This is a genomic window from Staphylococcus sp. FSL W8-0305 (assembly GCF_037966415.1).
Taxonomy (GTDB): Bacteria; Bacillota; Bacilli; order Staphylococcales; family Staphylococcaceae; genus Staphylococcus; species Staphylococcus aureus.
Genome location: NZ_CP150198.1, coordinates 839,553 through 864,279, shown reverse-complemented (window position 1 = coordinate 864,279; position 24,727 = coordinate 839,553). Strand labels below are relative to the sequence as shown.

Sequence of the window (24,727 nt, the reverse complement as noted above, 5' to 3'; positions counted from 1 at the left end):
CATGAGGCTGCTTTCATAATTTTTAATGTCAAAACATAGTAGTTTATCAAGTATTGAGTTAGTAACATTAGATTTAATGTAATATGCTTACTTTTTTTATTAGCAGGTGTAAGCTATAATATAAAGAGTTGTCTTATGGACGATTGATTGGAGGAACGAAAATGCACAAAAAATATTTTATTGGCACTTCCATTTTAATAGCAGTATTTGTCGTTATATTTGACCAAGTTACTAAATATATTATAGCTACTACAATGAAAATTGGAGATTCATTTGAAGTGATACCGCACTTTTTAAACATAACATCACATCGAAATAATGGTGCTGCATGGGGAATATTGAGTGGAAAAATGACATTTTTCTTTATTATTACCATTATTATATTAATAGCCTTAGTATATTTCTTTATTAAAGATGCTCAATATAATTTGTTTATGCAAGTTGCTATTAGTTTACTTTTTGCAGGTGCACTTGGAAACTTTATTGATAGAGTTTTAACAGGAGAAGTTGTTGACTTTATTGATACAAATATTTTTGGTTATGATTTTCCAATATTTAATATCGCAGATTCAAGTTTAACAATTGGTGTAATATTAATTATTATTGCCTTATTAAAGGATACTTCCAATAAAAAGGAGAAGGAGGTTAAGTAATGGAGACTTATGAATTTAACATTACAGATAAAGAACAAACAGGTATGCGTGTAGATAAGTTGCTGCCTGAATTAAATAGTGATTGGTCTCGTAACCAGATACAAGATTGGATTAAAGCAGGTTTAGTCGTTGCAAACGATAAAGTTGTTAAATCTAATTATAAAGTGAAACTTAATGATCATATAGTTGTCACTGAAAAAGAAGTGGTTGAAGCTGACATTCTACCTGAAAATTTAAATTTAGATATTTATTATGAAGATGATGACGTTGCAGTTGTTTATAAACCGAAAGGCATGGTAGTTCATCCATCACCAGGTCATTATACCAATACATTAGTTAATGGTTTAATGTATCAAATTAAAGATTTATCGGGTATTAATGGAGAAATTCGTCCAGGTATTGTTCACCGTATAGATATGGATACTTCTGGTTTATTAATGGTTGCTAAAAATGATATTGCTCATCGTGGGCTTGTAGAACAATTAATGGATAAATCTGTTAAAAGAAAATATATCGCTTTAGTTCACGGGAATATTCCTCATGATTACGGAACAATCGATGCGCCAATTGGTAGAAACAAAAATGATCGTCAATCTATGGCTGTTGTTGATGATGGTAAGGAAGCAGTGACACATTTTAACGTACTAGAACATTTTAAAGATTATACGCTTGTTGAATGTCAACTTGAAACAGGACGTACGCATCAAATCCGTGTGCACATGAAATATATTGGCTTCCCATTAGTTGGTGATCCAAAGTATGGACCGAAAAAGACATTGGATATTGGTGGTCAAGCTTTACATGCTGGACTTATTGGATTCGAACATCCAGTAACAGGTGAATATATTGAAAGACATGCTGAATTAGCACAAGACTTTGAAGATTTATTAGATACAATTCGAAAAAGAGATGTATAATTGTGTCGTGCTATAATTACGATAACATTATTATGTAAACTATAAGTATTTATCGTTTTCGTTTTTTTAAAAATGAAAACACATTATAAAATAGATTAAGGTTAACATTTTTACTGAGAATGGTTAATTTTTCAATATAGATTGACAAAGCGCCTGATTAGTATTATCCTTATAACAGTTTAAGTACAACATAAAGAGTCTTTAATTGAGCGTTCAGAGAGACGTCAAAGACATGAAAATATAGATATATACTAAAATGAATCATAACACTTTCACATATGCAAGAATAAGTAGTAATACTACGATTCTTCTATGTAAATAGGATGATTGTATATACTAAACCTCATGTCGATATTAAAGACATGAGGTTTTTTGTTTCTAAATTTTGAAAGGGTGAGAATATGTCTGAACGTATCATAATGGATGATGCCGCAATACAACGTACAGTAACGAGAATCGCTCATGAAATTTTGGAGTATAACAAAGGTACTGATAATTTAATTCTTTTAGGTATCAAAACAAGAGGTGAATATTTAGCGAATCGTATACAAGATAAAATTCATCAAATTGAGCAACAACGTATACCTACTGGAACAATTGATATTACATACTTTAGAGATGATATAGAGCATATGTCATCACTTACGACAAAAGACGCAATAGACATCGACACAGATATTACAGATAAAGTAGTCATCATTATTGACGATGTGCTGTATACTGGTCGAACGGTTCGTGCTTCACTTGATGCTATTTTGCTAAATGCTAGACCTATTAAAATTGGTTTGGCTGCTTTGGTTGATCGAGGACATCGTGAGTTACCAATTCGAGCAGATTTTGTTGGTAAAAATATACCTACTTCTAAAGAGGAAACGGTAAGTGTCTATTTAGAAGAAATGGATCAAAGAAATGCAGTTATAATTAAATAATACCCCTTTTAATTCAGTACGAGAGACTGAAAAAGGTGGGGGAGTTGAATGATAAATAAGTTTTCATATGCTTGTTTATCTAATAATACCCTCATGTTCGACAACTATAAGTCAATTTCTATGGACGAAAATGACTTGTAGCAACTTGTCACACTTTTTGTCTCTTTACATATACTGATGTAAAGAGATTTTTTTATTATCGGAGGAAATGAATATTATGCAAAATGATGAAATGTTTGAACGAACAGTAAAACCTGTACTAGATGTAAATGAAAAACCACAACCAGCGCAATGGGCATTTTTAAGCTTACAACATTTATTTGCGATGTTTGGCGCAACAGTACTAGTACCATTCTTAACAGGATTACCAATATCAGCAGCGTTACTAGCTTCGGGAATCGGTACATTACTTTATATCTTAATAACGAAGGCGCAAATACCAGCATACTTGGGATCTAGCTTTGCATTTATCACACCAATTATCACGGGATTAAGTACGCATAGCTTAGGAGACATGCTTGTAGCATTATTCATGAGTGGTGTTATGTACGTCATCATCGGGATTCTAATCAAATTAAGTGGGACAGCATGGTTAATGAAATTATTACCACCAGTTGTTGTAGGACCAGTCATCATGGTAATTGGTTTAAGCTTAGCGCCTACTGCAGTCAATATGGCAATGTATGAAAATCCTGGAGATATGAAAGGTTACAATATCAGTTTCTTAATTGTTGCAATGATAACCTTGCTTGTAACAATATTCGTTCAAGGATTTTTTAAAGGATTCCTATCTTTAATTCCAGTACTTGTAGGTATTATCGTAGGTTATGTGGTAGCGATTTTTATGGGGATTGTGAAATTTGATGCAATTATGTCAGCAAAATGGATAGATTTCCCTCATATTTATCTGCCATTTAAAGATTATGTACCTTCATTTCACTTAGGACTTGTACTTGTAATGATTCCGATTGTGTTCGTAACAGTAAGTGAACATATTGGGCACCAAATGGTACTGAATAAAATCGTAGGTAGAAACTTCTTTGAAAAGCCAGGACTTGATAAATCAATCATTGGTGATGGTGTTTCTACAATGTTTGCCAGTATTATTGGTGGACCACCAAGTACAACATATGGTGAAAATATCGGTGTATTAGCGATTACAAGAATATACAGTATTTACGTCATTGGTGGTGCGGCAGTTATAGCAATTGTTTTAGCATTCATTGGTAAGTTCACTGCATTAATTTCTTCTATACCTACACCAGTTATGGGAGGAGTATCTATATTACTTTTCGGTATTATTGCAGCAAGTGGCTTAAGAATGTTAGTTGAAAGCAAAGTAGATTTTGCGAACAATCGAAATTTAGTTATAGCTTCAGTAATTTTAGTTGTAGGTATCGGTAATTTAGTATTTAACTTAAAAGAAATTGGTATCAACCTTCAAATTGAAGGAATGGCATTAGCTGCACTTTCAGGAATTATTTTGAACTTAATCTTACCTAAAGAGAAAAAACAAAACAATTAAGATTTACAAATTAAGGAGGGCGCTTTTATGAATCATTTATTATCAATGGAACATTTATCTACAGATCAAATATACAAACTTATCCAAAAGGCAAGTCAATTTAAATCTGGTGAACGTCAACTACCAAACTTTGAAGGGAAATATGTCGCAAATTTATTCTTTGAAAATTCTACTCGAACAAAATGTAGTTTTGAAATGGCAGAACTTAAGCTAGGGTTAAAAACGATTAGCTTTGAAACATCAACATCATCTGTTTCAAAAGGTGAATCTTTATATGACACATGTAAAACTTTAGAAAGTATTGGCTGTGATTTATTAGTCATTAGACATCCGTTTAATAACTACTATGAAAAATTAGCGAATATTAACATCCCAATTGCGAATGCTGGTGATGGTAGTGGACAACATCCAACACAAAGTTTGCTTGATTTAATGACGATATATGAAGAATATGGATATTTTGAAGGCTTGAATGTATTGATTTGTGGCGACATTAAAAATTCACGTGTCGCACGTAGTAATTATCATAGTTTAAAAGCATTAGGTGCAAACGTAATGTTTAATAGCCCAAATGCTTGGATTGATGATTCTTTAGAAGCGCCTTATGTAAATATAGATGATGTTATAGAAACAGTAGATATAGTTATGTTATTAAGAATTCAACATGAAAGACATGGGCTTGCAGAAGAAACTAGATTTGCAGCAGATGATTATCATCAAAAGCATGGCTTAAATGAAGTGCGTTATAACAAATTACAAGAACATGCTATTGTCATGCATCCGGCACCTGTGAATAGAGGAGTAGAAATACAAAGCGATTTAGTAGAAGCTTCAAAATCAAGAATTTTTAAGCAAATGGAAAATGGCGTTTACTTAAGGATGGCAGTCATTGATGAATTATTAAAATAGGTAAGGGGACGAAAATGATGAAATTAATTAAAAACGGTAAAGTATTACAAAATGGTGAATTACAACAAGCAGATATTTTAATTGATGGTAAGGTAATTAAACAAATTGCACCTGCAATTGAACCAAGCAATGGTATTGACATCATAGATGCGAAAGGTCACTTTGTGTCACCTGGATTTGTCGATGTTCATGTTCATTTACGCGAACCTGGTGGTGAATATAAAGAGACAATTGAAACTGGTACTAAAGCTGCTGCTAGAGGCGGATTTACAACTGTATGTCCAATGCCTAACACAAGACCGGTACCAGATTCTGTAGAACATTTTGAAGCTTTACAAAAATTAATCGATGACAATGCTCAAGTACGTGTATTACCTTATGCTTCAATTACAACACGTCAATTAGGTAAAGAATTGGTTGATTTCCCAGCACTAGTAAAAGAAGGTGCCTTTGCGTTTACAGATGACGGTGTAGGAGTACAAACTGCAAGCATGATGTATGAAGGCATGATTGAAGCTGCAAAAGTAAACAAAGCCATCGTAGCACACTGTGAAGATAATTCATTAATCTATGGTGGTGCAATGCATGAAGGGAAACGCAGTAAAGAGTTAGGTATACCAGGTATTCCAAACATTTGTGAATCTGTTCAAATCGCAAGAGATGTACTATTAGCTGAAGCAGCAGGTTGTCATTATCATGTATGTCATGTTTCTACTAAAGAAAGTGTTAGAGTCATTCGTGATGCTAAACGCGCAGGCATTCATGTTACAGCTGAAGTTACACCACACCATTTATTGTTAACAGAAGATGATATTCCTGGTAATAATGCCATTTATAAAATGAATCCACCATTGAGAAGTACTGAAGATAGAGAGGCTTTGTTAGAAGGGTTACTAGACGGTACAATTGACTGTATCGCAACAGACCATGCACCACATGCACGTGATGAAAAAGCACAACCAATGGAAAAAGCACCATTCGGAATTGTTGGCAGTGAAACAGCATTCCCATTATTATATACGCATTTTGTAAAAAATGGTGATTGGACATTACAACAATTAGTAGATTACTTAACAATTAAACCATGTGAAACATTTAATTTAGAATACGGCACATTAAAAGAAAATGGTTATGCAGATTTAACAATCATTGATTTAGATAGTGAACAAGAAATTAAAGGAGAAGATTTCTTATCAAAAGCAGATAATACACCATTTATCGGCTATAAAGTTTATGGAAATCCGATCTTAACAATGGTTGAAGGCGAAGTTAAATTTGAGGGGGATAAATAATATGCAAAGCAAACGTTATCTAGTGTTAGAAGACGGTTCTTTTTACGAAGGCTACCGTTTAGGATCTGATAACTTAACTGTAGGAGAAATTGTATTTAATACAGCGATGACAGGTTATCAAGAAACTATTTCAGATCCATCATATACAGGTCAGATCATTACTTTTACGTATCCATTAATCGGTAATTATGGTATCAATAGAGACGATTTTGAATCATTAGTACCTACATTAAACGGTATTGTAGTGAAAGAAGCGAGTGCGCATCCAAGTAATTTTAGACAGCAAAAGACACTTCATGACGTTTTAGAATTGCATCAAATTCCAGGGATTGCAGGTGTTGATACAAGAAGTATTACGCGTAAAATTCGACAACACGGTGTGTTAAAAGCTGGTTTTACTGATCGAAAAGAAGATATTGATCAACTTGTCAAACATTTACAACAAGTAGAATTACCTAAAAACGAAGTAGAAATCGTTTCGACTAAAACACCGTATGTTTCGACAGGTAAGGATCTAAGTGTCGTACTTGTAGACTTTGGTAAGAAGCAAAATATTGTTCGAGAATTAAACGTCAGAGGTTGTAACGTCACAGTTGTACCATATACAACTACTGCCGAAGAAATTTTAGCAATGGCTCCAGATGGCGTTATGCTATCAAACGGACCAGGTAATCCTGAAGTTGTAGAATGTGCGATTCTAATGATTCAAGGAATTTTAGGGAAAATTCCGTTCTTTGGTATCTGTCTAGGACATCAACTTTTTGCATTATCTCAAGGAGCAAGCTCATTTAAAATGAAGTTTGGTCATCGTGGTGCGAACCATCCAGTTAAAAATTTAGAGACTGGAAAAGTTGATATTACGAGTCAAAACCATGGATATGCAATAGATATAGATTCGTTAAAAAGTACTGATTTAGAAGTTACTCATCTTGCATTAAATGATGGTACTGTAGAAGGTTTAAAACATAAAACATTACCAGCATTTTCTGTTCAATACCATCCTGAAGCAAATCCAGGACCGTCAGATTCAAACTATCTATTTGATGATTTTGTAGCAATGATGACTAATTTTAAGGAAAAGGAGCGTCATATCAATGCCTAAACGTAATGATATCAAAACAATTTTAGTAATAGGGTCTGGGCCAATTATCATAGGTCAAGCAGCTGAATTTGATTATGCTGGAACACAAGCATGTCTAGCTTTAAAAGAAGAGGGATACCGAGTTATTCTTGTAAATTCAAATCCAGCGACAATCATGACTGATAAGGAAATTGCGGATAAAGTATATATCGAACCGTTAACTCATGATTTTATAGCGCGAATTATACGTAAAGAGCAACCTGACGCTTTACTTCCAACTTTAGGTGGTCAAACAGGTTTAAACATGGCGATTCAACTACACGAAAGTGGTGTGCTTCAAGATAATAACGTCCAATTATTAGGAACTGAGCTAACATCAATTCAACAAGCAGAAGACCGTGAAATGTTTAGAACATTAATGAATGATTTAAACGTTCCTGTGCCAGAGAGTGACATTGTAAATACAGTAGAGCAAGCCTTTAAATTCAAAGAGCAAGTGGGATACCCGCTAATTGTTAGACCAGCATTTACGATGGGTGGTACCGGAGGCGGTATTTGTCATAATGATGAAGAATTACATGAAATCGTTTCAAATGGTCTTCATTATAGTCCAGCAACGCAATGTTTATTAGAAAAATCTATCGCAGGTTTTAAAGAAATCGAATACGAAGTAATGCGTGATAAAAACGATAATGCCATCGTTGTATGTAACATGGAAAATATTGATCCAGTTGGTATTCATACAGGCGATTCAATTGTTGTAGCTCCTAGCCAAACATTATCGGATGTTGAGTATCAAATGTTACGTGATGTTTCATTAAAAGTTATTCGAGCATTAGGTATCGAAGGTGGTTGTAATGTTCAATTAGCATTAGATCCCCATTCATTCGATTATTATATTATAGAAGTAAATCCGCGTGTATCACGTTCATCAGCGTTAGCTTCAAAAGCAACAGGATATCCTATTGCAAAATTAGCTGCTAAAATCGCGGTTGGTCTAACATTAGATGAAATGTTAAATCCAATTACAGGAACATCTTATGCAGCGTTTGAACCAACTTTAGACTATGTGATTTCAAAAATACCAAGATTTCCTTTTGATAAATTTGAAAAAGGAGAACGAGAGCTTGGCACACAAATGAAAGCAACAGGTGAAGTTATGGCCATTGGTCGAACTTACGAAGAATCATTGTTAAAAGCAATTCGATCACTTGAGTATGGTGTGCATCACTTAGGATTACCAAATGGTGAAAGCTTCGATCTTGATTATATTAAAGAACGTATTTCACACCAAGATGATGAACGATTATTTTTCATCGGCGAAGCAATTAGAAGAGGCACAACATTAGAAGAAATTCATAATATGACTCAGATAGATTACTTCTTCTTACACAAGTTCCAAAACATTATTGATATTGAGCATCAATTAAAAGAGCATCAAGGTGATTTAGAATATCTTAAATATGCAAAAGATTATGGATTTAGTGATAAAACAATAGCGCATCGCTTTAATATGACGGAAGAAGAAGTATATCAATTGCGTATGGAAAATGATATTAAACCTGTTTACAAGATGGTTGATACTTGCGCAGCTGAATTTGAATCTTCAACACCATATTATTATGGTACATACGAAACTGAAAATGAATCCATAGTTACTGACAAAGAAAAAATCTTAGTATTAGGCTCTGGACCAATTCGAATCGGCCAAGGTGTAGAATTTGACTATGCGACAGTTCACGCCGTTTGGGCAATTCAAAAAGCAGGGTACGAAGCGATAATTGTGAATAACAATCCAGAAACAGTTTCAACAGACTTCTCAATTTCTGACAAATTATACTTTGAACCTTTAACTGAAGAAGATGTGATGAATATCATTAATTTAGAAAAACCTAAAGGTGTCGTTGTACAATTTGGAGGACAAACAGCGATTAATTTAGCAGACAAATTGGCTAAACATGGTGTTAAAATACTTGGTACTTCACTAGAAAATCTAAATCGTGCTGAAGATAGAAAAGAATTTGAAGCACTATTAAGAAAAATTAACGTGCCACAGCCACAAGGGAAAACAGCTACATCACCTGAGGAAGCATTAGCGAATGCTGCAGAAATCGGATATCCGGTTGTAGTAAGACCTTCTTATGTATTAGGTGGTCGCGCAATGGAAATTGTAGACAATGACAAAGAGTTAGAAAACTATATGACCCAGGCTGTAAAAGCGAGTCCGGAACATCCGGTATTAGTCGATAGATATTTAACTGGTAAAGAAATTGAAGTTGATGCGATTTGTGATGGAGAAACGGTCATTATTCCAGGAATTATGGAACATATTGAACGTGCTGGTGTGCATAGTGGTGACTCAATCGCTGTATATCCGCCACAAACTTTGACAGAAGACGAGTTAGCAACGCTTGAGGACTATACTATAAAATTAGCTAAAGGTTTAAACATCATTGGCTTAATCAACATTCAATTCGTTATAGCTCACGATGGTGTGTATGTTTTAGAAGTAAATCCACGTTCTAGTAGAACGGTACCATTCTTAAGTAAAATTACTGATATTCCAATGGCACAATTAGCTATGCGAGCAATCATTGGGGAAAAACTAACAGATATGGGTTATCAAGAAGGGGTTCAACCATATGCTGAGGGTGTATTTGTGAAAGCACCGGTATTTAGTTTTAATAAATTGAAAAATGTTGATATTACTTTAGGACCTGAAATGAAGTCTACAGGTGAAGTAATGGGGAAAGATACAACATTAGAAAAGGCGTTATTCAAAGGGTTAACAGGTAGTGGTGTTGAAGTTAAAGATCACGGTACAGTATTAATGACTGTCAGTGACAAAGATAAAGAGGAAGTTGTTAAATTGGCACAACGCTTAAATGAAGTTGGCTATAAAATTTTAGCAACGTCTGGAACAGCTAATAAATTAGCTGAGTATGACATACCTGCAGAAGTAGTAGGCAAAATTGGTGGCGAAAATGATTTATTAACACGTATTCAAAATGGTGATGTTCAAATCGTTATAAATACAATGACTAAAGGTAAAGAAGTAGAAAGAGATGGCTTCCAAATTAGACGTACTACAGTTGAAAATGGTATTCCATGTTTGACATCTTTAGATACAGCTAATGCCTTAACGAATGTAATTGAAAGTATGACATTTACAATGCGTCAAATGTAAATCAATCAAACTGTATCGGTGGGGCTGTAATTAACCATTTACTTAAAGAAGTTTATATTACAGCCTCATTATTTTAGTGAATTTCTTAACGTAAAGGGAGACATATATGATGAAAGATTTACCAATTATTGCATTAGATTTTGAATCAAAAGAAAAAGTAAATCAATTTTTAGATTTATTTGATGAATCATTATTCGTAAAAGTAGGTATGGAACTTTTTTATCAAGAAGGTCCTCAATTAATTAATGAGATAAAAGAAAGAGGGCATGATGTATTTTTAGATTTAAAACTGCATGATATTCCCAATACAGTTGGTAAAGCGATGGAAGGACTAGCTAAATTGAATGTTGATCTGGTAAATGTTCATGCTGCTGGTGGCGTAAAAATGATGTCTGAGGCCATTAAAGGATTAAGAAAACATAATCAACATACAAAAATTATTGCAGTAACACAGCTTACGTCAACAACAGAAGACATGTTACGACACGAACAAAATATACAAACATCGATTGAAGAGGCCGTTTTAAATTATGCCAAGTTAGCAAATGCAGCTGGTTTAGATGGCGTTGTTTGTTCACCTCTTGAAAGTCGTATGTTGACTGAAAAGTTAGGTACATCATTTTTAAAAGTAACACCAGGCATTAGACTTAAAGGTGCATCTCAAGATGACCAACACCGTATTACGACACCGGAAGAAGCAAGACAGCTTGGTTCGACGCATATTGTAGTCGGTAGACCGATTACACAAAGTGACAATCCAGTCGAAAGTTATCATAAAATTAAAGAAAGTTGGTTAGTATAATGGCTAAAGAAATTGCAAAATCATTATTAGATATTGAAGCTGTAACATTATCACCAAATGATTTATATACATGGAGTTCAGGTATTAAATCACCGATTTACTGTGATAACCGTGTTACGTTAGGTTATCCTTTAGTTCGAGGCGCAATCCGCGATGGTTTAATTAACTTAATTAAAGAACACTTTCCTGAAGTAGAAGTTATTTCTGGTACTGCAACAGCTGGTATTCCACATGCAGCTTTTATTGCTGAAAAATTAAAATTACCAATGAATTATGTTCGTTCATCAAATAAGAGTCATGGTAAGCAAAATCAAATTGAAGGTGCTAAAAGTGAAGGTAAAAAAGTAGTTGTGATAGAAGATTTAATTTCGACAGGGGGATCTTCAGTCACAGCAGTTGAAGCCTTAAAACAAGCAGGTGCAGAAGTATTAGGTGTTGTTGCTATCTTTACTTACGGTTTGAAAAAAGCAGATGATACATTTAGCAATATTCAACTACCTTTTTACACTTTAAGTGATTACAATGAATTAATTGAAGTAGCTGAAAATGAAGGTAAAATTTCTAGTGAAGATATCCAAACATTAGTTGAATGGAGAGACAACTTAGCATAATATAGACACTAGAAGGAGGAATTCAACAAATGAATGACAAAACATCTAATGATTTATATGGGAAGATAAAACATTGTAACGAATTTATCAATCATTCAAATGATTCCAATCTATCTAGTAGTCACGATGTCGACGAAAGTTCAACGAAGCAAAAACATATAAAAAATAAAACAACTATAAATCATAATGATGATTTATTTAAACATGTAAAGGATATATTACGTAAACAAGGACAAATTTAAAAACAAAAAAGCTATAGTGTTTAATATCAGGGGCTGCTTAACCGCATCCGAATATTACAAACACTATAGCTTTTATTATATAAAAAATTTATTAGCGGATAATTAACTTTATTAAAATCCAACCAATTAAGAATACGAGTAATAGGACTAATACTGGAATCACATAATGTAACATAACGTCCCTCCTTTAACTTAATTTTAATTGTAATCAAATTTGACAATAAGTCAAAACATTAATACCTATGATAAGTATCATTTATTAACATATGTATCATATTTTTAATCTTGCGTAATTTTTATCGTTAACTATGTGATTTAATCAACAGGCCAATAAGACATTTGTCATTCGTGCACATAACGGTACGACGCGCTTTTGTCATTTTAATTATGTTAAGATAATAGTAGTTATAGAAGTTCAATCTATAGGAGGCATAGCATGGATATTCCAAAAATTACGACATTTTTAATGTTTAATAACCAAGCTGAAGAAGCTGTTAAACTATACACAAGCTTATTTGAAGATAGTGAGATTATAACAATGGCTAAGTATGGTGAAAATGGACCTGGTGATCCTGGGACTGTACAACACTCAATATTTACATTAAATGGACAAGTATTCATGGCGATTGATGCTAATAGTGGCACAGAATTACCAATGAATCCTGCGATTTCATTATTTGTTACAGTAAAAGATACTATTGAAATGGAACGACTATTTAATGGATTAAAAGATGAAGGTGCCATTTTAATGCCAAAAACGAATATGCCACCATACAGAGAGTTTGCTTGGGTTCAAGATAAGTTTGGAGTAAGTTTTCAATTAGCATTACCTGAGTAAAAGGATTCGTACAGCGTTGAATGATAAAGAAACACTTTTTCTTATGCATGCGTTTTACCTATGTATTCCTATTTTAAGTACACATTATCATTTTAGTTTCACTCATTTTTAAAATCACAAAGATAATTTTTAACTTAAATGATGATACGTTATTAAAAAACACGATACTTCGTTTCAATGAACGCATCAAATTAAAAATAAACACCTCGCAAAAGAAAGTAGGCCTTTCTTATGGTGAGGTGTTTATTTGTCGACAACTTGATTATGATTGTTTCATTTTTTGAATATGTTCATAATCAGGTGTAGCATACAAAGTTTTTTGATTGTCATATGTTACAAACCCAGGCTTTGCACCTGATGGTTTGTGCACATTTTTAATTAACGTGTAATCAACAGGTATTTGTCCAGAATTACCAGCTTTTGAAAAGTATCCTGCTAACATAGCCGCTTCCTTGATTGTCGTATCACTTGGTGCATCATTAAATATAACGACATGTGAACCAGGAATATCTTTTGTGTGTAACCATGTGTGAGTTTTTTTAGCTTTTTTATTTGTTAAATAATCATTTTGCTTGTTATTCTTGCCAACATATATATCGTCGCCATCAGTTGATACATAATGTTGTAATTGAATCTGCGCTTTCTTTTTCTTAGTTTGATTTTTACGCTGTTTCATAAAGCCTTGTTCTGCTAATTCATCTCTAATTTCATCAATGTCATGGACAGAAATATGATGTAATTGTTGTTCGATTGTTGAAAAATAATCTATATTGTCTTTCGTCAATTGAATTTGATGCTGTAATTCACGTTCTCTCGTTTTCATACGATTATATTGTTTATAATAATATTGAGCATTTGCAGATGGGGATTTTGTAGGATTTAAAGGAATGACAACTTCTTCATTCGTATAATAATTCAATGCCGTCACTTCTTTATCGCCTTGCTTAATTCGATATATATTAGCAGTAATCAATTCACCATATAACTGTTCAGTATCTTTATTTTTAGACTGCTCATATTCTTCAATCAACTTCGCTAATTTATTTTGATATTTGTGCAACTGCTGTTGAACAAATCGAACTAAATCATTCGCACGTTGTTTAACGCGTTCCCGTTCGCCACGCGCATCATAAAAACGATCAAGTAAATCATTTAATGAATCGTACGTAACTGTATCATCATTAAATTGATTTAACTTTATAAAATAGAAATCCTCTTTACCTGTTTCATGATTTTTATGAAAAATAGGAGTAGGTGGTAACTTGGTTTCTGCCATTACTTCGTCGAATGCTTCTGGTAAAGTTGATGAAGTCATAAATTGACGACGATTAACGATTTCATTCGTAATTAAAGGGCTAAACCCTTCAAACTGATTCAATAATTGTTTAGCAATATTACCTGCGTTAAAATCGATATATTTCAACACCTCTGCACCTGTAATATCATACGGATTCATTTTGTGCTGAGTAGGTGGTGCTTCATAATTAAATCCTGGCATTACTGTTCGATAGTGATTCGTATTTGGTGTTAAGTGTTTAAATCCTTCAATTATTTTACGATTTTCATCTACTAAAATTAAGTTACTATGTTTACCCATAATCTCAAGGATGACAGTGCGGTAAATAGTATCGCCAATTTCATCTTTACTCTTTATATCGATTTCAATGCGACGATCATTACCAATTTGCTTAATCGATTCGATAATACCACCTTCTAAGTGTTTTCTAAAAACACGCGCAAACATGGGTGGATTAAATGGATTATCATATTTTTTAGTAGTCAATTGTAATCTTGAAAAGTTTGGATGGATTGACAATAACAATTGATGGTTTTGTCTATTTTGACGTACAACCATTAGTATCGTGTCATTATCAGGTTGATTGATTTTGTGAACGCGTCCTGTTGTTAAAAATTGTAGAGACTCAACCATTTTCTTTGTAAATAAGCCATCATAAGCCATAATTTATCTTCCACCTTCTTCATATCATTCGTTTCATTTTAACATGATTGTAACTTTTCGGTATAGTTATTGAATCATACATTATGCCACACATTTAACATTATCTAAAAGTTCGCAATTCAATTTATTTAATTAAAATTAATCGTGCAATATAACGATATTGTTAGACCTAATAGAAATTATGGCATGCAATTTCAAATATGCTATACAATATAAAGAACAATGTGATATCATATTTAAATAATAGAAGATTAGCTTAGAGAGGTCGTAAGGCATGGATAATGAAAAAGGATTGTTAATCGTTTTATCAGGACCATCTGGAGTAGGTAAAGGTACTGTTAGAAAACGAATATTTGAAGATCCAAGTACATCATATAAGTATTCTATTTCAATGACAACACGTCAAATGCGTGAAGGTGAAGTTGATGGCGTAGATTACTTTTTTAAAACTAGGGATGCGTTTGAAGCTTTAATTAAAGATGACCAATTTATAGAATATGCTGAATATGTAGGCAACTATTATGGTACACCAGTTCAATATGTTAAAGATACAATGGACGAAGGTCATGATGTATTTTTAGAAATTGAAGTAGAAGGTGCAAAGCAAGTTAGAAAGAAATTTCCAGATGCGTTATTTATTTTCTTAGCACCTCCAAGTTTAGATCACTTGAGAGAGCGATTAGTAGGTAGAGGAACAGAATCTGATGAGAAAATACAAAGTCGTATTAACGAAGCACGTAAAGAAGTCGAAATGATGAATTTATACGATTACGTTGTAGTTAATGATGAAGTAGAACTTGCGAAGAATAGAATTCAATGTATTGTAGAAGCTGAGCACTTAAAAAGAGAGCGCGTAGAAGCTAAGTATAGAAAAATGATTTTGGAGGCTAAAAAATAATGTTAAATCCACCATTAAACCAATTAACGTCACAAATTAAATCAAAGTATTTAATTGCAACAACTGCAGCGAAAAGAGCGCGTGAAATTGATGAACAACCTGAAACTGAATTATTAAGTGAATATCATTCATTTAAACCAGTTGGTAGAGCGTTAGAAGAAATTGCTGACGGTAAAATTCGCCCTGTTATTTCAAGCGATTATTATGGTAAAGAATAGTTTCGACCATTAAAAATATGTGAAGCAAGACGTATATCAAATACGTCAAGGCATATCCAAATCAAACGCACCTATGTAGGTGTGTTTTTTTAGTTTATCCAATGATTGATGTTATAATAATACTAAATTTGTATCTATAAAAAAGTAATGAGCATTTGTGCGCATATGATGATGTAAAGCGTAAATGTCATAGTGATATTTAAGGGAGATTGAATATGAAGAAAATATTGTTAGCCGTTACAGGTGGCATTGCGGCATATAAAGCGATTGATTTGACAAGTAAGTTAACACAATCTGGGTATGAAGTTCGCGTTATGTTAACGAATCACGCACAAAAATTTGTGACACCATTAGCATTTCAAGCAATAAGTCGAAATGCTGTTTATACAGATACTTTTATAGAAGAAAATCCTTCAGAAATACAGCATATAGCATTAGGTGATTGGGCAGATGCAATCATTGTTGCACCTGCAACGGCAAATACAATTGCAAAATTGAGTGTAGGTATTGCTGATGATTTGGTGACATCAACGTTGCTAGCAACAGAGACACCGAAATTTATTGCGCCTGCTATGAATGTGCATATGTATGAAAATAAACGTACGCAGCAAAATATTAATATTTTAAAAGAAGATGGGTATCATTTTATCGAACCAGGAAGCGGATTTTTAGCATGTGGTTATGTTGCTAAAGGACGTATGGAAGAACCGCTTCAAATCGTTTCTGTTATTGATGCTCATTTTCAAAATAGTAATCGTTTAGCTAATAGTTCATTTCAAGATAAACGCGCATTGGTTACAGCCGGACCAACTATTGAAGTTATCGATCCAGTCAGATTTGTATCCAATCGTTCTTCTGGAAAAATGGGTTATGCAATAGCTGAAGCATTGCGAAATCGAGGAGCTATCGTGACATTAGTTGCGGGGCCTACAACACTAGAGGATCCAAAAGATATTGAAGTTATTCATGTTCAAAGTGCTGAAGAAATGTTTGAACAAGTGACAAGCCGATTTGACGAACAAGATATTGTTGTAAAAGCAGCAGCCGTATCTGACTATACACCGGTTGATGTATTAGAACATAAGATGAAAAAGCAGGACGGTGATTTGTCAGTATCTTTTAAACGTACTAAAGACATTCTTAAATATTTAGGTGAACATAAAACATCACAGTATTTAATAGGCTTTGCAGCAGAGACTGAAGATATTGAAAATTATGCACAACAAAAATTACGCAAGAAAAATGCAGATGTGATTATTTCAAATAATGTTGGAGATATGTCTATCGGATTTAGTTCTGATGATAATGAATTGACAATGCATTTTAAAAATAATGAAAAAGTAAATATCAAGAAAGGAAAAAAAGTAGTATTAGCTGCACAAATTTTAGATGAACTAGAAACTAGGTGGCAATAATGATAGCGAAAGTCATAGTCGATGTCGCGTCGAAGAGCGTTGACTATAAATTTGATTATATAATTCCCGAACAACTCGAATCTGTCATCCAACCTGGTGTGCGTGTGATTGTACCTTTTGGACCAAGAACGATTCAAGGTTATGTAATGGAAGTAACAGCAGAACCTGATGCACAACTTGACGTTTCGAAGTTAAAAAAAATCATAGAAGTGAAAGATATACAACCAGAATTAACATCAGAATTAATAGCTTTAAGTGAGTGGATGGGTTCAACTCATGTCATTAAACGTATTTCTATGCTAGAAGTGATGCTTCCGAGTGCTATTAAAGCGAAGTATAAAAAAGCATTTAAGATGAAAGATGACATAGAGGTACCTTCAACTTTATTACAAAAATTTGATAAGCATGGTTACTATTATTATAAAGATGCGCAAAAAAATAATGATATTCAATTGCTTATGAAGTTGTTAAAAGATGATATCGTTGAAGAAAGAACGATTCTCACACAAAATATAACTAAAAAAACCAAGCGTGCTGTTCGTGTCATTGAAGGGTATCATCCTGATGAAGTATTAGCTAAGTTGGAGAAAGTTATTAAACAATATGATTTGTATGCTTACTTGTCTGAAGAACAACATAAAACAATATTTTTAACTGATATTGAGGATATGGGCTTTTCAAAATCTAGTTTAGATGGACTTATCAAAAAAGGTTATGTTGAAAAATATGACGCGGTTGTTGAAAGAGACCCATTTAAAGATCGTGTTTTCGAACAAGAATCAAAACAGCAATTAACAGAAGACCAATATAAAGCATATGAAGCGATTAAAGCTAAAATTGTAAGCCAAGAGCAAGAAACATTTTTACTTCATGGTGTGACGGGATCAGGTAAAACAGAAGTATATTTACAAACGATAGAAGATGTTTTAAGTCAAGGAAAACAGGCGATGATGTTAGTTCCTGAAATCGCTCTAACACCGCAAATGGTTTTACGCTTCAAACGTCGATTTGGTGATGACGTTGCTGTATTACATTCTGGCTTATCTAATGGGGAACGTTATGATGAGTGGCAAAAAATTAGGGATGGTCGTGCGAGAGTAAGTGTTGGTGCAAGGTCAAGTGTGTTCGCACCTTTCAAAAATTTAGGGTTAATCATCATTGATGAAGAACATGAATCTACATATAAGCAAGAAGATTATCCGAGATATCACGCTAGAGAAATTGCCCAATGGCGAAGTGAATATCATCACTGCCCAGTCATTTTAGGAAGTGCAACACCATGTCTTGAAAGTTATGCACGAGCTGAAAAAGGTGTTTATCATTTGCTATCATTACCAAACAGAGTGAACCAACAAGCTTTACCTGAAATTGATATCGTAGACATGCGTGAAGAATTGAGTGAAGGTAATCGGTCAATGTTTTCAAAAGATTTACGTGAAGCCATACAATTAAGATTAGATCGACAGGAACAAGTTGTTTTATTTTTAAATCGACGTGGTTATGCATCATTTATGTTATGTCGGGATTGTGGATATGTACCGCAATGCCCAAACTGTGATATTTCATTAACGTATCATAAAACGACAGACTTATTAAAATGTCACTATTGTGGTTACCAAGAGACACCACCGAATCAATGTCCAAATTGTGAGAGTGAACACATTCGACAAGTAGGTACTGGTACTCAGAAAGTTGAAGAACTATTGCAACAAGAATTTGAAGATGCGCGCATAATTAGGATGGATGTAGATACAACCTCAAAGAAAGGTGCACATGAAAAGTTATTGACTGAATTCGAAAAAGGTAACGGTGACATTTTACTAGGTACTCAGATGATTGCGAAAGGATTAGATTATCCAAACATTACTTTAGTTGGTGTGCTGAATGCAGATACAATGTTAAATTTACCTGATTTTCGGGCGAGCGAACGTACTTATCAACTATTAACGCAAGTGGCTGGTAGAGCTGGTCGTCATGAAAAGGCAGGTCAAGTCATCATTCAAACGTATAATCCAGATCATTATTCAATATTGGATGTTCAAAAAAATGATTATTTAACATTTTATCGTCAGGAAATGGAATATCGTAAATTAGGAAAGTATCCACCGTATTATTATTTGATTAATTTCACAATCTCACATAAAGAAATGAAGAAGGTTATGGAAGCATCGCAACATGTTCATAAAATTTTATTACAGCATTTAACAGAAAAAGCGCTTGTACTAGGTCCATCTCCGGCAGCACTTGCGAGAATCAACAATGAATTTAGATTCCAAATTTTAGTGAAATATAAAAGTGAACCTGGATTATTACAAGCCATTCAGTTTTTAGATGACTATTACCATGAAAAATTTATAAAAGAAAAATTAGCGTTGAAGATTGATATTGATCCACAGATGATGATGTAATTTTTTGACTAAAACACTTTAATACCAATGTTTCCTAAGAGTTTGAAAGGTCTTGTTTTTACTTTAAGGGCAGAAAAAGGGCAGAATATACAACTGTTAACCATTTAAATTAGCAGTTTATATTCTGTCTTTTTATATGGCTTTATAACTTACGTGATTTTGATTTGATTAGGGATTTATTAGTATTTTCATTTACGAATTCTGATTTTAATGTAAGTGCCATACTTACTGATAAATAAAAGTACTAATGATTATGCAAACTATTTTTAAATGGCAAATTGAAATGGTGCAAATTTTACACTTGTAATTTAATGGCTATAAACTATTTTATATCTATCTATGTTTTAACTACTTAAATTATTAGACAAAACAATTTTCTTAAATTATCAATTAAAGTATTTAAAAATATTGATGGTTAATGTAAAATATCAATATAAATAAGTTTTTTAAATTTATGTATGTTTATTTGATTCAAACAAAATAACTTAAGAGGAGAAAGTTTATGAAAAAGACACTGGGATGTTTACTTTTAATTATGCTTTTAGTCGTAGCAGGTTGTTCTTTTGGTGGGAATCATAAATTATCATCAAAGAAATCAGAAGAATCAAAACAAGAAACTGTAAAAAAAGAATCGGAAGAAGAGAAAGATCCAGATTTAGAGAAATTTGAAGAAATAGAGAAGAAAATGAAAGGAATTAAAGATGCGCCATCTCTAGATAAGTTGGATCCATTAATGACAGAAAAGTCGTTTACGAATAGTAAAGGGATTCAAGGATGGAAAGATTACAAAGAATTAATGGGTAAAGTGGAACTTGCAGATTATAGATTTACAAAAGATTCAAAAGGATCTTCTATAAAAGATGTTGATGCATTCTTTAAAGGTAAGAAAGGTATAAAAAGGAAAGTGATTGAAACACACGATGATGTAAAACAAGTTGATTATTGGTATGTAGATCCAGATGGAAAGAAAATTGGCAATTCAAACACACCTGTTTTTTACGCAGAAATTATGACAAAATATAAAGATGGAAAGTTAGTTTATGCATCAGTCGAACCAGGTTCTTACGTAATACATAAAGATGATGCAATTAAATATGACGATTATTCTAAGTTAAAAAAATTAAGTCAACTAACTAAACTTGATCATCCAAAGCCAGTTCCATATAGCGTAGCTCAAATCAAATCTTTCGGAGTACCTTTAACAAGCGTTTCATTTATGACGCATGGATCAAAGGATACTAAAGATGAAGTGATGCCGGCATTGGCATATTTCACTTTTTCACCAAAAAATTATGAAGACAAGTCTAATCCAGATCCAAAAGTTTTAAATTTAGTAGGGATGGATTTCTTAAATGCATCTAGTGATTTTGGTAACGCACATTTTGTTGTTCTAAGTAAATATATTAAAGAGTACGAATCAAACTATGAAACAGCGTCAGATGATTCTTTAAAATAGTATTTACTGTGCGGAAAATAAATAGTGTGCTACATTAAATAATCGCAATAATAATCCCGATAAACAATCAGCATTGCTGCTTATCATATAGAGTTCGTAATAACTATAACTCTATGATTCGCAAATAATAAATGATTGTCATCGGGATTTATTTTTATCAATTTATAAAGTGACATTACCTTGTTCATCAGCAGGTTTGAAAACAGTAATCACTGCACTAATAATTGCTAAAATGTGTGGGATACCTGTCCAACAGAATATTAAGTGTAGAATACCTTGCATATTCTTGCCGGCATAAAATTTATGAATACCAAAACTACCTAAGAACAATGCTAATAAAATATAAATAACTTTGTTTACTTGCATTTCTTTCCCTCCAGTTGAATTGCTTATAATGACATTAGCTTCTCTTTTTATTTTACCCACTTTTAGTTCAAACATTCTAGTTTCAGCATTCCCAATCATCTAAATTTCAGTTTTTCAATCCTTACAATAAATTTAGGATTTCATTTCAGTTGCATTGTATTATTTTACGTGTGAAATATACGTAATGAATCACATTACAATCTTTAAATTGAAAAATATACATTCTATGATGTAAGGTCGCATTTTTAATATATTTACGTTATAATGGTTTGATGAATTTTATTGAGGAGTAAGAGCTATGGCGATTAAAAAGTTAGTACCAGCATCGCATCCTATTTTAACGAAAAAAGCGCAAGCAGTTATAAAATTTGATGATTCGTTAAAAAGATTATTACAAGATTTAGAAGATACAATGTATGCACAAGAAGCTGCTGGCTTATGTGCACCTCAAATTAATCAGTCATTGCAAGTGGCAATCATTGATATGGAAATGGAAGGATTATTACAACTTGTTAATCCGAAAATTATTAGTCAATCAAATGAAACGATAACAGACTTAGAAGGTTCAATTACATTGCCAGATGTTTACGGCGAAGTGACAAGAAGTAAAATGATCGTTGTCGAAAGTTATGACGTCAATGGGAACAAAGTTGAACTAACTGCACATGAAGATGTAGCAAGAATGATTTTGCATATTATAGATCAAATGAACGGTATCCCTTTTACAGAACGTGCGGACCGTATTTTAACAGATAAAGAAGTGGAGGCATATTTTATAAATGACTAAAATAATATTTATGGGTACACCAGACTTTTCAACAACTGTTTTAGAAATGCTTATTGCAGAACATGATGTCATTGCAGTCGTAACGCAACCAGATCGACCTGTTGGACGTAAACGTGTTATGACACCACCACCAGTTAAAAAAGTTGCAATGAAATATGATTTACCTGTATATCAGCCTGAAAAATTAAGTGGATCAGAAGAATTAGAACAATTGCTTCAATTAGATGTAGATTTAATTGTAACAGCCGCTTTTGGACAATTATTACCTGAATCATTGTTGGCATTACCAAAACTTGGCGCAATTAATGTACATGCATCATTGTTGCCGAAGTATAGAGGTGGTGCACCAATTCATCAGGCAATTATCGATGGTGAACAAGAAACCGGCATAACAATTATGTATATGGTTAAAAAATTAGATGCGGGTAATATTATTTCGCAACAAGCAATTAAAATAGAAGAAAATGATAATGTCGGTACGATGCATGATAAATTAAGTGTATTAGGAGCAGATTTATTAAAAGAAACTTTACCATCAATTATAGAGGGTACAAATGAAAGTGTACCACAAGATGATACGCAAGCAACATTTGCTTCCAATATTCGACGCGAAGATGAGCGAATTAGCTGGAATAAACCAGGAAGACAAGTGTTTAATCAAATTCGAGGATTATCACCATGGCCAGTTGCTTATACAACTATGGATGACACTAACTTGAAAATATACGATGCTGAACTCGTTGAGACTAATAAGATAAACGAGCCTGGAACAATTATAGAAACGACTAAAAAAGCCATTATTGTTGCTACAAATGATAATGAAGCTGTTGCAATTAAAGATATGCAATTGGCTGGGAAAAAGAGAATGTTAGCTGCCAATTATTTAAGTGGTGCGCAAAACACACTAGTAGGGAAGAAACTTATATGATAGAAAACGTGAGAAGTCTTGCTTTTGACACGATTCAAGATATATTAAATGAAGGTGCGTATAGTAACTTGCGTATCAATGAAGTGTTGTCAGAAAATGAATTAAATGTAATGGATAAAGCTTTATTTACAGAAATTGTCTACGGAACCGTTAAAAGAAAATATACGTTAGATTTTTATTTAAAGCCTTTTGTGAAAACAAAGATTAAGGCATGGGTTAGGCAATTATTATGGATGAGTATTTATCAATATGTTTATTTAGATAAAGTTCCAAATCACGCCATCATTAATGAAGCAGTTGAAATAGCAAAAGAACGCGGTGGCTATCACAACGGAAATGTCGTAAATGGCATTTTACGAACAATGATGCGTAGTGACTTACCTGATTTTAATGAAATTGCAGATCCTAAAAAAAGAATGGCAATCGAGTATAGTATGCCGAAGTGGATTATAGATCATTGGGCAACACATTATGGTCTCGAAGAAACTGAAACGATTTTACAGTCATTTTTAGAAACGACATCAACAACTGTGCGTGCCAACCTGACGCGAGCATCATTAGATGATATTATTGAAAAGTTGCAAGACGAAGGTTATGACGTTGAAAAAGATCATGACTTACCTTATTGTCTCCATATAGGAGGACAACCAATTATTCATTCTCGTTCATTTAAAGATGGATTCGTTTCAATTCAAGATAAAAGCTCAATGTTTGTTGCACACATTATGAATGTAGACCGACATGATCACGTATTAGATGCATGTAGTGCACCTGGCGGTAAGGCTTGTCATATTGCTGAAGTTTTAATGCCAGAAGGGCAAGTTGACGCTTCAGATATACATGATCACAAAATAGACTTAATTAATTTTAATATAAAAAAATTACGATTAACAAATATTAAAGCTTTTCAACATGATGCGACAAAACCTTATGATAAAACATACGATAAGATACTTGTTGATGCACCATGTAGCGGATTAGGTGTTATGAGACACAAGCCGGAGATTAAATATACTCAAAGCAAACAACATATTGAGTCACTAGTTGATTTACAGCTTGAAATATTGGAAAATGTAAAAAACAATGTAAAAATAGGTGGCGAAATCATCTATTCCACATGTACAATAGAGCAACTAGAAAATGAAAACGTGATTTATACGTTTTTGAAAAATAATAAAAACTTCGAATTTGAACCGTTTCAACATCCGATAACTGGAGAGTTGGTCAAAACGTTACAAATCATGCCGCAAGACTTTAATTCAGATGGATTCTTTATCACTAAGATAAAAAGAAAGGACAATTAGG

The 24,727-nt window shown here is 33.1% G+C and carries 22 protein-coding genes; 20 read left to right on the top strand and 2 right to left on the bottom strand.

From position 1 onward, the window contains the following. Positions 1–161 precede the first annotated feature (161 nt). From lspA to NST10_RS04220, 12 genes are all read left to right on the top strand, one after another. Entirely contained in the window at positions 162–653 is a 492-nt protein-coding gene (gene lspA / locus NST10_RS04275) for a signal peptidase II (RefSeq protein WP_000549208.1), read from the top strand. After that, positions 653–1,570, top strand: a complete 918-nt coding sequence (locus NST10_RS04270; protein ID WP_339211461.1) for an RluA family pseudouridine synthase — start codon at positions 653–655, stop codon at positions 1,568–1,570. The genes lspA and NST10_RS04270 overlap by 1 nt, the downstream gene beginning before the upstream one ends. Positions 1,571–1,971: 401 nt before the next feature. Further along, positions 1,972–2,499 (top strand): bifunctional pyr operon transcriptional regulator/uracil phosphoribosyltransferase PyrR, encoded by a 528-nt coding sequence (gene pyrR, locus NST10_RS04265; RefSeq protein ID WP_000003870.1) that lies wholly within the window; start codon positions 1,972–1,974, stop codon positions 2,497–2,499. Between the two features lie 217 nt (positions 2,500–2,716). Continuing rightward, a complete protein-coding gene (locus NST10_RS04260; RefSeq protein WP_001178615.1) occupies positions 2,717–4,024 on the top strand; it encodes a solute carrier family 23 protein in 1,308 nt (435 codons plus the stop codon). Positions 4,025–4,051: 27 nt separating this feature from the next. Further along, the gene (locus NST10_RS04255) at positions 4,052–4,933 is read left to right on the top strand and encodes an aspartate carbamoyltransferase catalytic subunit (RefSeq protein ID WP_001016166.1); all 882 of its coding nucleotides are present in this window, start codon (positions 4,052–4,054) and stop codon (positions 4,931–4,933) included. 17 nt (positions 4,934–4,950) lie between these two features. Next, positions 4,951–6,225, top strand: coding sequence for a dihydroorotase (locus NST10_RS04250; protein WP_000767018.1), 1,275 nt, complete (start codon positions 4,951–4,953; stop codon positions 6,223–6,225). A 1-nt stretch (position 6,226) separates the two neighbouring features. Continuing rightward, positions 6,227–7,327, top strand: a complete 1,101-nt coding sequence (gene carA, locus NST10_RS04245) for a glutamine-hydrolyzing carbamoyl-phosphate synthase small subunit (RefSeq protein WP_001190910.1) — start codon at positions 6,227–6,229, stop codon at positions 7,325–7,327. Continuing rightward, complete coding sequence (gene carB, locus NST10_RS04240; RefSeq protein ID WP_001126264.1) at positions 7,320–10,493, top strand: carbamoyl-phosphate synthase large subunit; 3,174 nt, start codon at positions 7,320–7,322, stop codon at positions 10,491–10,493. Before carA ends, carB begins: the two co-directional genes overlap by 8 nt. A 109-nt stretch (positions 10,494–10,602) precedes the next feature. Then, positions 10,603–11,295 (top strand): orotidine-5'-phosphate decarboxylase, encoded by a 693-nt coding sequence (gene pyrF, locus NST10_RS04235; protein ID WP_339211450.1) that lies wholly within the window; start codon positions 10,603–10,605, stop codon positions 11,293–11,295. Beyond that, positions 11,295–11,906: an orotate phosphoribosyltransferase gene (gene pyrE, locus NST10_RS04230; protein WP_001040248.1), complete on the top strand. Its 612-nt coding sequence runs from the start codon at positions 11,295–11,297 to the stop codon at positions 11,904–11,906. The genes pyrF and pyrE overlap by 1 nt, the downstream gene beginning before the upstream one ends. A 29-nt stretch (positions 11,907–11,935) precedes the next feature. Continuing rightward, positions 11,936–12,148 carry a hypothetical protein gene (locus tag NST10_RS04225; RefSeq protein ID WP_000998559.1) on the top strand — a complete coding sequence of 71 codons (213 nt, stop codon included), beginning with the start codon at positions 11,936–11,938 and terminating at the stop codon, positions 12,146–12,148. Positions 12,149–12,584: 436 nt separating this feature from the next. Next, positions 12,585–12,986: a VOC family protein gene (locus NST10_RS04220; protein WP_000354184.1), complete on the top strand. Its 402-nt coding sequence runs from the start codon at positions 12,585–12,587 to the stop codon at positions 12,984–12,986. A gap of 262 nt (positions 12,987–13,248) precedes the next feature. On the opposite strand, the gene NST10_RS04215 is transcribed toward NST10_RS04220, so the two are convergent. Beyond that, complete coding sequence (locus NST10_RS04215; RefSeq protein WP_000312771.1) at positions 13,249–14,946, bottom strand: NFACT family protein; 1,698 nt, start codon at positions 14,944–14,946, stop codon at positions 13,249–13,251. A gap of 274 nt (positions 14,947–15,220) precedes the next feature. Between NST10_RS04215 and gmk the strand changes: the two genes are divergently transcribed. From gmk to NST10_RS04190, 5 genes are all read left to right on the top strand, one after another. Continuing rightward, entirely contained in the window at positions 15,221–15,844 is a 624-nt protein-coding gene (gmk, locus tag NST10_RS04210) for a guanylate kinase (protein WP_000368225.1), read from the top strand. After that, complete coding sequence (gene rpoZ, locus NST10_RS04205) at positions 15,844–16,062, top strand: DNA-directed RNA polymerase subunit omega (protein WP_000933956.1); 219 nt, start codon at positions 15,844–15,846, stop codon at positions 16,060–16,062. The genes gmk and rpoZ overlap by 1 nt, the downstream gene beginning before the upstream one ends. Positions 16,063–16,277: 215 nt before the next feature. Continuing rightward, on the top strand, positions 16,278–17,477 hold the full coding sequence (gene coaBC, locus NST10_RS04200) for a bifunctional phosphopantothenoylcysteine decarboxylase/phosphopantothenate--cysteine ligase CoaBC (RefSeq protein WP_000722165.1): 1,200 nt from the start codon (positions 16,278–16,280) through the stop codon (positions 17,475–17,477). Continuing rightward, complete coding sequence (priA, locus tag NST10_RS04195; protein ID WP_000560856.1) at positions 17,477–19,885, top strand: primosomal protein N'; 2,409 nt, start codon at positions 17,477–17,479, stop codon at positions 19,883–19,885. Before coaBC ends, priA begins: the two co-directional genes overlap by 1 nt. A 502-nt stretch (positions 19,886–20,387) precedes the next feature. After that, positions 20,388–21,341 carry a hypothetical protein gene (locus tag NST10_RS04190; protein WP_000751698.1) on the top strand — a complete coding sequence of 318 codons (954 nt, stop codon included), beginning with the start codon at positions 20,388–20,390 and terminating at the stop codon, positions 21,339–21,341. A 162-nt stretch (positions 21,342–21,503) separates the two neighbouring features. On the opposite strand, the gene NST10_RS04185 is transcribed toward NST10_RS04190, so the two are convergent. Then, complete coding sequence (locus NST10_RS04185) at positions 21,504–21,707, bottom strand: TM2 domain-containing protein (protein ID WP_001198024.1); 204 nt, start codon at positions 21,705–21,707, stop codon at positions 21,504–21,506. Between the two features lie 298 nt (positions 21,708–22,005). On the opposite strand from NST10_RS04185, the gene NST10_RS04180 reads away from it, so the two are divergent. From NST10_RS04180 to rsmB, 3 genes are read left to right on the top strand one after another with little or no spacing between them, the layout of a single operon-like run. After that, positions 22,006–22,494 carry a peptide deformylase gene (locus NST10_RS04180; protein ID WP_000985287.1) on the top strand — a complete coding sequence of 163 codons (489 nt, stop codon included), beginning with the start codon at positions 22,006–22,008 and terminating at the stop codon, positions 22,492–22,494. Beyond that, on the top strand, positions 22,487–23,422 hold the full coding sequence (gene fmt, locus NST10_RS04175) for a methionyl-tRNA formyltransferase (protein WP_000161291.1): 936 nt from the start codon (positions 22,487–22,489) through the stop codon (positions 23,420–23,422). The genes NST10_RS04180 and fmt overlap by 8 nt, the downstream gene beginning before the upstream one ends. Next, positions 23,419–24,726, top strand: coding sequence for a 16S rRNA (cytosine(967)-C(5))-methyltransferase RsmB (gene rsmB, locus NST10_RS04170; RefSeq protein WP_000572248.1), 1,308 nt, complete (start codon positions 23,419–23,421; stop codon positions 24,724–24,726). The genes fmt and rsmB overlap by 4 nt, the downstream gene beginning before the upstream one ends. The last annotated feature ends 1 nt before the right edge of the window (position 24,727 follow it).